Annotated in this window: 9 protein-coding genes; 3 read left to right on the top strand and 6 right to left on the bottom strand. The window is 76.1% G+C overall.

Features of this window, described 5'->3' with window-relative positions; genetic code table 11:
• Positions 1–13 precede the first annotated feature (13 nt).
• A complete protein-coding gene (locus GTQ99_RS13910; RefSeq protein WP_420814566.1) occupies positions 14–1,144 on the top strand; it encodes a M20 family metallopeptidase in 1,131 nt (376 codons plus the stop codon).
• Positions 1,145–1,170: 26 nt separating this feature from the next.
• Here GTQ99_RS13910 and GTQ99_RS13915 read toward each other — a convergent pair whose 3' ends face one another.
• The 3 genes from GTQ99_RS13915 to GTQ99_RS13925 form a co-directional block, all read right to left on the bottom strand.
• The gene (locus tag GTQ99_RS13915) at positions 1,171–2,070 is read right to left on the bottom strand and encodes a hypothetical protein (protein ID WP_166616333.1); all 900 of its coding nucleotides are present in this window, start codon (positions 2,068–2,070) and stop codon (positions 1,171–1,173) included.
• Positions 2,071–2,081: 11 nt separating this feature from the next.
• Positions 2,082–3,320 (bottom strand): RNase A-like domain-containing protein, encoded by a 1,239-nt coding sequence (locus tag GTQ99_RS13920; RefSeq protein WP_166616334.1) that lies wholly within the window; start codon positions 3,318–3,320, stop codon positions 2,082–2,084.
• Positions 3,321–3,449: 129 nt separating this feature from the next.
• A complete protein-coding gene (locus GTQ99_RS13925; protein ID WP_166616335.1) occupies positions 3,450–3,992 on the bottom strand; it encodes a GNAT family N-acetyltransferase in 543 nt (180 codons plus the stop codon).
• 176 nt (positions 3,993–4,168) lie between these two features.
• Here GTQ99_RS13925 and thrS point away from each other — a divergent pair, with 176 nt between their 5' ends.
• Complete coding sequence (thrS, locus tag GTQ99_RS13930) at positions 4,169–5,467, top strand: threonine--tRNA ligase (protein WP_166616336.1); 1,299 nt, start codon at positions 4,169–4,171, stop codon at positions 5,465–5,467.
• Between the two features lie 41 nt (positions 5,468–5,508).
• On the opposite strand, the gene GTQ99_RS13935 is transcribed toward thrS, so the two are convergent.
• Positions 5,509–6,798, bottom strand: coding sequence for an MFS transporter (locus tag GTQ99_RS13935; protein WP_166616337.1), 1,290 nt, complete (start codon positions 6,796–6,798; stop codon positions 5,509–5,511).
• A gap of 172 nt (positions 6,799–6,970) precedes the next feature.
• Between GTQ99_RS13935 and GTQ99_RS13940 the strand changes: the two genes are divergently transcribed.
• A complete protein-coding gene (locus GTQ99_RS13940) occupies positions 6,971–7,843 on the top strand; it encodes a LysR family transcriptional regulator (RefSeq protein ID WP_338074993.1) in 873 nt (290 codons plus the stop codon).
• A gap of 52 nt (positions 7,844–7,895) precedes the next feature.
• On the opposite strand, the gene GTQ99_RS13945 is transcribed toward GTQ99_RS13940, so the two are convergent.
• A complete protein-coding gene (locus GTQ99_RS13945; RefSeq protein WP_166616339.1) occupies positions 7,896–9,161 on the bottom strand; it encodes a hypothetical protein in 1,266 nt (421 codons plus the stop codon).
• A 130-nt stretch (positions 9,162–9,291) separates the two neighbouring features.
• Positions 9,292–10,608 (bottom strand): endo-1,4-beta-xylanase, encoded by a 1,317-nt coding sequence (locus GTQ99_RS13950; protein ID WP_166616340.1) that lies wholly within the window; start codon positions 10,606–10,608, stop codon positions 9,292–9,294.
• Positions 10,609–10,626 lie beyond the last annotated feature (18 nt).

A 10,626-nucleotide genomic window follows, 5' to 3' on the forward strand; every position in this document is an offset into this window, starting at 1 on the left:
GCCCGCCCCCGAGCTGCTCGCCCGGGTGGGCTCCCACCGCGAGCGGATGCTCGCCGACCTGCGCGCGTACGTGGAGGTCGAGACGCCCTCCGACGACCGCGCCGCCCTGGAGCGCGGGCTGGCGTTCGTGGAGGCGTGGCTGGGTGAGCGCCTCGGCGCCCCCGCGGCGCGCGCGGTCACCGGCGGCGGCGAGCACGGGGACACCGTCGTGCTCGACCTGCCGGGGGCGCTGCCCGGCGAGCCCGTCGCCGTGCTCGCCCACTACGACACGGTGTGGAGCCTGGGCACGCTCGCGGAGGTCCCGTTCTCCCTGGACGGCGACGTGCTGCGCGGCCCGGGCGTGTTCGACATGAAGTCCGGTCTCGTGCAGCTCGTCTGGGCGCTGCGCGTGCTCGAGGAGCTGCAGGTGCCCCGCCGCGGCGTGCGGCTGCTGCTCAACGGCGACGAGGAGGTCGGCTCCCCCGTGGCCCGGCCCGTCATCGAGGACGTGGCCCGCGCGGCCGCGGCCGTCCTCGTGCTGGAGGCCAGCGGCCCGGGGGGTGCGGTGAAGACGGCCCGCAAGGGCGTCGGCCTCTTCCAGGTCCACCTCACCGGCGTGGAGGCGCACGCCGGGCTCGACCCGACGGCCGGCGCGAGCGCCGTGCTGGCCCTGTCCCGGGTCGTCCAGCAGCTGCACGCGGCCACCGACCTGGACGCCGGCACGTCGGTGAACGTCGGGGTCGTCTCCGGCGGCACCCGCGCCAACGTGACCCCGGGCCGGGCGTGGGCCTCGATCGACGTCCGCGTCTCCGACCCGGCCGAGCAGCAGCGCGTCGACGCCGTCCTGGCCGCCCTGGACACCGGCGACGAGCGCGTGGCCTGCGAGGTGACGGGCCGCTGGAACCGCCCCGTCATGGCGCGCACCGAGGGCACCGCCGCGCTGTACGGGCACGCCCGCGAGCTCGCCGGCGCCCTCGGCTTCGAGCTGGCGGAGATCGCCGTCGGCGGCGCGAGCGACGGCAACTTCGCCTCGGCCGCCGGCGCGGCGGTCCTGGACGGGCTCGGCGCCGTCGGCGGCGGTGCGCACGCGCGCTCCGAGCACGCCACGGTCTCCGGGATGCTGCAGCGCACGGCCCTGCTCGCCGCCCTGCTGGCGACCACCTGAACCACCGGGACCGCGCCGGTGGCGGCTCACGCCCAGTCGAAGTACGTGGCGCGCCAGGCCATCCAGCCCAGCCACCGCCGCAGGTGCGCGGGCGCGGGTTCGATCGAGCACCCCACGGCGAGCACGGCGGCGGTCAGCTCCGTCCCGCCGAGGGTCAGGAGCTCCCCGATCTCGGCGGCCAGCCGGGCGCGGAACCCCGCGTCCTCCGCGGTCATCATCCGGTGGTGGGCGGAGGCGGGGTGCACCCGCTGCAGGGCCGCGGCGCTGAACCAGCCGCCGAGCGCGCTCGCGAGCACCGGCCACCGCGCCCGCAGGCCCGCGGCGCGGGCGTCCTCCTCGGGTGCGGCGGGGGCCGCGCCGACGAGCGCCCACCCCGCCGCGCCGGGGGCCGCCCGCTCCAGCACGACCTCCACCCGCGAGGTCGGCACCCGGGCGCGCTCGACGCCGTGCGGGTCGAGCAGCGCGACCTCCCCCACGACGCGGCCGACGTCCCCCGCCAGGTGGGCGCGGCGGCCGGGACCCGTGACGGGCGCCCGCAGCCCCCGCTCGCGCAGCAGCGCCCACGCCTGCTCGGGTGGCACGTGCAGGGACCCGCCGCTGCGCCACCACCCGGTGTCCTCGTCGAGGTCGTGCACGACCGTCGCCGGGTCGTCCACGGCCTCCGTCATCCGCTCGTCCACCCACCGCGCCCACTGCCGCCAGGAGGTCCCGTCGGGCGGAGCCTGCCGGTTCACGTGCCCGAGGCGGAAGAGGACGTCGGCGTAGTCGTCGGCCGCCTCCGCCGCCGCGAGCACCTCGCGCCAGCGGTCGCGCTCGCGCTCGAGCACACCGCGGTGCGCCGCCTCCTCGATGCCCCGCTCGAGCGCCTCCCGCGGGCAGAGCTCGTCGCCCACCTCGCTGAAGGCGAGTTCGACGGGTGCCGTCACCAGTCCCACCATCACTCCACGTATGCCGTCACCACGAACCACGACCCGTCCTGCGCCCTCTGCAGGACGATCCTGCACGAGGTCACCGGGACCTCGACCGGGTTCCCGTCGTCACCCCGCCGCCAGAGCACGCCGGCTCCGGGCGGTGCCGGTCCGGACAGCTGCAGGCGTCGGCGTCCCGCGGCCGCGGCTGCCGCCAGCGTCGACTCCTCGTCGCGCAGGACACCGGTGATGACGCGTTCGGCCGTCTCCAGGTCGGCCCACCGCGAGGCGGCGCGGGGAGGGGTCGGCTGCACGGCCCCGCCCTCCACCTCCCCGGTCCGCAGCCTGCGCCGCAGGAACGCGTCGTCCACGTCGACGTGCCGGGCGATGGTGTGGGCCCCGGCGAACGCCTCGCTGCGGCGCAGGTCCACCCCGGCGAGCAGGTCGTCGAGCGTCTGCGGCAACGCCCTCCCGTCCGGGCGCGGACCCGGACCCGGGGCGTCGCCCGGGTCCGCTGCGCGCCCGAGCGCCCGGCCGACGCCCCGGCCCAGCACCGCCGTCGCCAGCGACCCGGCGGCGGCGCCGTAGCGGCCGTCGGCGAGGTCGTCGAGGGGCAGCGCCGCGAGGGCGGTGTCGACGGGGTGCTGCGCCGCCTCCAGCAGCCGCGCGGGCAGGCCGGTGGCGGAGCGGCGCCAGCCCTCGGCGTCCCAGGCCCACCCGAGCAGCAGGTGGGCCTGGTCCCGGGCCCCGGCGGCGAGGGCGTGGACGGCGTCGTCGACGTGCTCGGCGCCGCGGCGCGGGCGGTCGGGCACGTCGTGGACGAGGGCCAGCAACCGCTGCGCGAGGTCGGCGCAGGCGGTGTCGAGGTCGGCGAGCACCTGGCGGCGGGAGGCCTGCCAGTGCTCCAGCTCCGCGTGGTCCGCGTGCCAGGAGGCGGGGTCGCCGGTGGCGGTGGCGATGCGGTGCTGCACCCGCTCGACGGCCGCGTCGACGCCGCGCAACCGGTCCCGCAGGATCCCCAGCTCGCGCGAGAAGCCCTCGATCGACCCCGCTCCGGCAGCGGCGGTGCGGGTGAGCAGGTCGAGGTGGCCGTGCAGGTCGGCGACGCGGTCGGCGAAACCGCTGCGCGCGAGGCCGCGCCAGCCGCCGACCGCGTCGAGCGCACCCGCGACGCGGGTGGCGGTGCCCGCCAGCCCGGCGGCCACCGCGCGCGCCGTCGCCGCGGCGGCGTCGGCCGCCTGCGGTGACAGCGTCGACAGCTCGTCCATCCCCCACCTCCTCCCGGTGAGGAGGAGCAGACCAGCGCGGGGAGCGCCCACCGCCTCCGTCCACAGGCGCCGCAGGCGCCGGCGTCGGGCGCAGCCCTGTGGGGACGGGGAGACGGAGGACGACCGCGATCAGCCGGGCGGCGCATCCTGCAGCGGGCGGTCGGCGTAGGCCAGCCGCACCGCACCGTCGGCGGCGTCGACGTGCAGACCGTGCAGCCGCAGGCCCAGGCGTTCGGCGACGCGCCGCGAGGGGTGGTTGTGCTCGGCCACCCAGGCGACGACGGGGCGAGCGGGGTCGGCGGCGTGCGCGGCGTCGATGCCGGCGCGCCCCAGCTCCAGCGCGTGGCCGTTGCGCTGGTGCGCCACCGCGACGCGGTAGTAGAGGTTCCACACCCCGGAGCGGTGCCGCTGGGCACCGCCGACCCCCACGACCTCGCCGGTGGCGGGCAGGCGCGCCGTCCAGTAGCTGAGCCCGTCGCTCTCCCACCGCGCGGCGGCCCGCTCGACCCAGCGGCGCGTCGTCGCGGTGTCGCGGTGCCGGCCCGCCGGGTCGAACCACCACCCGGCGGGGTCGGACAGGAGCTCGAACAGCGCGTCGGTGTCGGCGGGGACCACCGGGTCCAGCTGCAGCACGACGACCTCCGGGCAAACACCTCGACGCCGGTGGCCCATCGTGCCACTCTGGCCGGGTGATGCCTCGCAGCCAGTCCACGACGACGCCGGTAGGACTCCGGCGCCGCGCGCAGCACTGAGCTGACGATTCCGAGCCCCGGGGAACTCCCCGGGGCTCTTCGCGTTCCCGGGCGTTCCCCTCCCCGAGACGGAGGACCCCGATGGACGAGAGTCCGATGGACGAGAGTCCGGTGGACGTGGACGTGGACGCGGTGCGCGAGGGCCCGGTGGACGCGCCGAGCGCCCACTCGGCCCTGGGCCGCCGCCTGGACCTGTTCGACACCTCGCCGCTCGTCGGCCCGGGGCTGCCGCTGTGGTTGCCCGCCGGCGGTGTCGTGCGCGGGGAGCTGGAGCGCTTCGCGCTGGAGCTGTCGCTGGCCACCGGCTGCCGCCGCGTGCACACCCCGGTCCTGGCCGGGCGGGAGCTGTTCGAGCGTTCCGGGCACTGGCAGAAGTTCTCCGCCGACATGTTCCCCCCGGTGCGGGTGGGTGGGCAGGAACTCGTGCTGAGGCCGGCGAACTGCCCGCACCACACCCAGGTGTTCGCCGCCCGCCCGCACAGCCACCGCGACCTGCCGGTGCGCCTGGCGGAGCTCGGCTCGATGTTCCGCAGCGAGCTGTCCGGCGTCCTCACCGGTCTCAGCCGGGTGCGGCAGATCACCCTGGACGACGCGCACTCCTTCTGCCGACCCGACCAGGTCGTCGACGAGGTCGTCGGCGCGCTGCGCGCCGTCCGGCACGCCTACGACGTCCTGGGGATCGAGGTGCACCGCTACCGGTTGTCGGTGCGCGGTGCGGCGCAGGCGCACCTGGGCGACGACGCGGTGTGGGCGAGCGCGGAGGGGGCGCTGCGCGAGGCGCTGTCGGTGCTGGGCGTGGAGCACGAGGAGGCCGCCGGCGAGGCGGCGTTCTACGGGCCCAAGGTCGACGTGCAGGTGCTGGACGGCCGCGGCCGGGAGGAGACCCTGTCGACCGTGCAGGTCGACCACGTGCAGCCGGAGCGGTTCGAGCTGACCTACACCGGCGCCGACGGCGGCGCGCACCGGCCCGTCCTGGTGCACCGCGGGCTGCTCAGCTCGATGGAGCGCCTGACCGCGCTGCTGCTGGAGGCGGACGACGGGTGGCTGGCGACCTGGCTGTCGCCGGTGCAGCTGCGGGTGCTGCCGGTGAGCGGGGAGCGCCACGGCGCCGCCGCGCGGGCCCTGGCCGACGCGCTGTGCGCGGACGGGCTGCGGGTGGAGGTCGCCGCGGACGGGCCGCTGCCGCGGCGGGTGCGCGCGGCCCGCGAGCGCCGCGTCCCGCACGTGGCGGTCGTCGGCGACGCCGAGCTCGGCGACGGCCCGGCCGTGCCCGCCGCGGTCTCGGTGGGCGGGCCGGGGGCGGCGCCGGTGCGGGTCCCGGTGGCCGTGCTGCGGGAGCGGCTGCTGGCCGAGGTGCGCGGACGGCGGCGCGAGCGCACCGACTGGTCGGCGTGAGCCCGCCCGTCGGCGCGGGTCGCGGGGCCGGGCGGCGGGTGTCAGCCCGCGAGCACGGCCTCGCGCCGGCGCGCCCGCACCGGCTGCAGCGAGAGCACGGCGATCATCGCCAGCGCGACGGCGAGGGGGACGAGCCCGCAGACCGCCATCCCGGTCCGCACCCCGGCGTGCTCGGTGATCCAGCCGATGATCGGCCCGCCGATGGGCGTGCCGCCCATGAACACCAGGACGTACAGCCCCATGACGCGCCCGCGGAACTCCGGGTCCACCCACAGCTGCACGGAGGAGTTGGCGATCGCCTGGAAGGCGAGGTTGGTGACGCCCATGACGACGAGGACGACGATGAACGTCCCGAGGTTCGGGGCGAACGCGGCGAGCGCCTGCGCTGCACCGAAGGCCGCGGCGAGCACGAGGATGGTGCGCAGCCGGGTGTTCGTGCGGCTGCCGGCCAGCAGCGCCCCGGCGATGGACCCGACGGCCAGGACGATGTTGAACGTGCCGTACAACCCGGCGCCGGCGGAGAACGTCTCGCTGGCCATCGCGGTGAGGACGACGGGGAAGTTCAGCCCGAAGGTGCCGAAGACGCCGACGAGGGCGATGGTCCAGCCCACGTGCGGGCGGTCGGCGACGTAGCGCAGCGCCGAGCGCAACTGCCCCCCGGCGCGCGGCAGGGCGGGGGTGGGCCGCAGCTCCTCGGTGCGCATCGTCGCCAGGGTGATGGTGGGCCCGACGTACAGCAGCGCGTTGACGGCGAAGGCCCAGCCGGTCCCCACGGTGCCGATGAGCAGGCTGGACAGCGCCGGCCCCACGAGGCGGGTGCTCTGGAACACCGCGGAGTTCAGCGCGATCGCGTTGCGGACGTGCTGCGGTGGAACGACTTCCCCGACGAAGGACTGACGGGTCGGGTTGTCCAGCGCGACGACGAGGCCGCCGACGACCGCGAGGACGTAGATCGCGCCGACGGTGATCTGCCCGCTGAGGGTGAGGACGGCCAGCGTCGCGGCGACGGAGGCGCTGCACAGCTGGGTGACGAGCAGGATGGTGCGCTTGGGGTAGCGGTCGGCGACCATCCCGCCGACCATGCCCAGCAGCAGGATCGGCAGGAACTGCAGCGCCATCGCGATGCCCACGGCGGCGGGCGAGTGCGTGAGTTCCAGCGTCAGCCAGTCGAGGGCGATGTTCTGCACCCACACGCCGGTGTTGGCGAACAGCTGACCGGTGGAGTAGATGCGGAAGTTGCGCACCGACAGCGCGGCGAACGTCCCGCCGCGGCCCGGTGGTGCGATCGTGCCGGTCGACTCGGTGCTGGCTTCGGCGGCTGCCGGTGTCACGTCGTGGTACCCCTCGTGCGTCCCCCTGCGGTGTGCTTCCAGTGTCACCGCCCGCGCGGGTAGGGTGCAGCTCCAGGCGCCCGCATGGGCGGCTTATCAGTCATCACGTGTCGTGATGACGTGCCACAGGACGCGCGACGGGGCGGTGACCGTGACGGCTGGTCGGGGAACGGTGGGGACCTTCGAGCCGGTGCAGCTGCGCTCCTTCCTGGCGGTCGCGCAGACGCACTCCTTCACCCAGGCCGCCGCGCGCCTCGGCGTGCGCCAGTCGACGGTGAGCCAGCACGTGCGCAAGCTGGAGGACGCCGTGGGCCGCCAGCTCGTGCACCGCGACACGCACTCGGTGGCGCTCACCGCCGACGGCGAGGCCATGATCGGTTTCGCCCGCTCGATCCTGGCCGCCCACGAGCAGGCCGCCGCCTACTTCTCCGGCGCCCGCCCGGTGGGCCGGCTGCGCATCGGCATGTCCGACGACCTCGCGCTGACGCGGCTGCCGCAGATCCTGCGCGACTTCCGCACGCAGAACCCGCGGGTGGACCTGGAGCTGACCGTCGACCAGTCGGGGACGCTGCACCGCCGGCTGGAGAACGACCGCCTGGACATCTTCATCGGCAAGCGCCCGCGCGGTTCCGGCGAGGGCAAGCTCGTCAAGCGCGAGCGCCTGGTGTGGGTGGGCAACCCGTCCACCCGCCTGGACCTCACCCAGCCGGTGCCGCTGGCCGTCTACCCCGGCCCCTCGCTGAGCGCGACGGCCATGCACCAGGCCCTCGACCGCGTCGGCATCGGCTACCGCTCGGCGTGCGTGTGCCGCGGCGTCAACGGCCTCATCGCGGCCGTCGCCTCCGGCATCGGCGTCTCCTGCCTGGCCGGCTCGCTGGTGCCGGTGCAGCTGGTGGCGCTGGGCCCGCAGCACAAGCTGCCCGAGCTCGGCCAGATCGACCTCGTGCTGCTCACCAACCCCCGCACCGAGGACCGCCCCGCCTCGCGGGCGCTGGCGGCCGCCGTCCTGGCGGGCGGGCCCGGCAGCCTGACCCGCCCCTCCTGACCCTCTGACCCTCCTGGCCCGACCCTGCCGACCAGCCCTCGCGGTCCGACGTTCAGCGCCCGCCGAGGATGTTGCGGATCTGCTGCACCTGCTCGCCGCCCATGCCGAGCTGGCCCATGACCGACTCGAACCAGTGCGGTTCGCCCTCCTCGCCGAACAGGTCGCCCAGCACGTCGCCGTCCCCGCCGCCGGCGGCCACCGCCGCCGCGAGCGCCGGCCAGTACCCGCGCGCCACCGTCCACGGCGGGTCCTGGCTGACGATGCCGAAGACGGCGAGGTCGGACATCCGCTCGCGCAGCTCGTCGACGGCCACCCCGGCGGCCGGGCCGAGCGCGGCGGCGTTCTCGACGAGCTCGCCGAGCGCCGCCTCGTCGAAGGGGGTGCCGGCCATGGCGGAGGCCAGGATCGTCGGCAGCACCGCCTCGGCGACGGAGAACCCGCCGTCGAGGGTGGCGGGGTCGTCGAGGACGAAGCGGCCGACGAGGTGGCGGCGCAGCTCGCGGGCCTCGGGCACCGGCTCCAGCCAGCCGTCGGCCTCCGCGCCGGGGGCGAGGAGGGTGTCGTCCTCGCCGTCGAGCAGGTCGAGCTCGAGCATCGTCAGGACGACCTGCCGCAGCCACGGCACGTCCTCCAGCCGCTGCGGCTCGCCCTCGACGTCGGCGGTGATCGGGATGCGGTGCTCGAAGGAGGCCAGGACGGCGGTGACGTCGTCGGCGGACAGCTCCTCGTCGTCGGGCACGTCGATGCCCTCGCCGACGTGCTCGAGCACGGCCCGCGCGGCCAGCACGGGGAAGGAGGCCAGGACCGCGGCGTCCTCCTCGCCCTCGTCGACCTCGGCCGCGGCCTCGGCCATGACGACGTCGATCTCCGGCGGCTCGCCGGCGAGCAGCGTCAGGTCGGTCTCCAGGTCCCCCTCGGAGCCGGTCCAGCGGCCGGTGTCGCCGAGGAAGCGCAGGAACTGGTAGAAGACCGCCTGCAGGTCCTCCTCCATGTCCTCGGGGTCGGGCGTGCCGGTGTCGGCGACCATCGCGGGGACGACCCGCTCGACGAGCACCTCGACGTCCTCGGGGCCCAGGCGGGTGAGCACCGCCCCGGGCCGGGCGGTGAGCAGCCCGCCGACGGCCACGGTGAGGGCCTCCACGACCGCGTCGGCGCCCACCTCCTCGTCGACGAGGGCGTTCTGCTCCAGCCACGCCCGCAGCGGCTCGCGCAGCCCGCGCAGCGCGGCCTCGCCCGCCGCGTAGGAGTCGCCGACCGGGGAGGTGCCCGGGGAGGTGTCCGGGGAGGTGTCCGGGGAGGTGTCGTCGTCGCGTGCCACGGAGCCAGCCTGTCACCCCGGGCGCCCCCGGTTCCACCGCGGCCCGGTGCGGGCTCCGGCGGCGCCCCTGTGGACGGTGCGGTGATCTTCCGCGGTGCACCGCGGAAGATCACCGCACCGTCCACAGGGGCTACGGGGCGGTGGTGAGCGTGGCGTCGGCGGTGGACGCGCCGGGTGCGGGGATCGCGAAGGCGGCCGTGGCGCCGGCGGCGCAGACCGCGTACCCGCCCAGCGAGCCCCGCACGGCGACGCGCCCCTGCTCGTCGGTGGCCGTCGTCGTGGGCGGCAGCCACCACTCGCCCTTGACCAGCCCGTGCAGCGCCTCGTAGGAGGGCTTGCGGGTGCCGTCGGCGCGCACCAGCCCCACGGGCGCCCCCAGCCAGGCGCCGGCGTCGGACAGGCCCCAGTAGTTCACCGCCTGCACCGCCGGGTGCGACCACAGGGTCCGGTAGTGGCGGGCGAGCTCGTCGGCCTGGCGCTGCTCGCCCTCGGGCGTGGAGGGCCAGGAGGGCACCTGGTGGTCGTTGAGGTCGCCGACGGAGGCGGGCATGAGGTCGCCGGAGACGAGCGTGTTCTCGGTCAGGTGCAGCGGCAGGCCGAAGCGGGCGAAGCGCTCGAGCACCTCCAGCGTCCGCTCCTCGCCCCAGTAGCCCTTGTGCATGTGGCTCTGCAGGCCGAGCGCGTCGATGCGCACCCCGGCCTCCAGGCACTCCTGCACGAGGCGCTCGTAGTCGGGCGAGAGGTTGAAGTCGTTGAGCAGCAGCGTCGCGCCGGGGTTCGCGGCGCGCGCCTCCTCGAAGGCCGCGCGCACGGTGGCGACCCGGCCGAGGGAGCGGCTGAGGCGGGTGATCCCGTTGTCCTGCTTGTCGTAGTCGGGCATGATCACCGCCTCGTTGACGGCGTCCCAGGTGTCGACGACGCCGGCGAAGGCGGTGACCTCGCGGCGGATGCGCGCGCGCAGCGCGGCCAGCACCTCCTCGTCGGTCAGCTCCAGCAGCCAGCCGGGCGTCGCGGTGTGCCAGGTGAGCGGGTGCCCCTTGACTGCCGCCCCCCGCTCGGCGAACCAGCGGGCGGTGCGCAGCAGCCGCTCGGTGTCCGGGCGCCCGCGCACGGGTTCGAACTCGCCCCAGTAGAACGGCAGCGTCGTGGTGTTGAACAGCTCGAACCAGTCGGCGGCGAGCTGCTCGACGCCCTCGTGCGGCGCCGCGCGGCCGAAGAAGGAACCGGTCCGCTCGCCGGGGCCCTCGCCGTTGGCGTGCGGGATGAAGTCGAAGCCGATGCAGCCGAAGGTGAAGGCGTGCCGGCGCTGCTCGACGAGGACCTCCGCACCGGCCAGCGGCCGGCCGTCGGGGGTGCGCACGGTGAGCACGGTCTCGCCGCTGCGGTGCGCGAGGCGCCCGTCGCGGGCGGCGGGCGAGGAGACGGGTTCGCGGTGGGTCACGGACATGGTGGGGCCTCTCGGTGG

This window comes from Kineococcus vitellinus, from assembly GCF_009906315.1.
Lineage (GTDB): Bacteria > Actinomycetota > Actinomycetes > Actinomycetales > Kineococcaceae > Kineococcus > Kineococcus vitellinus.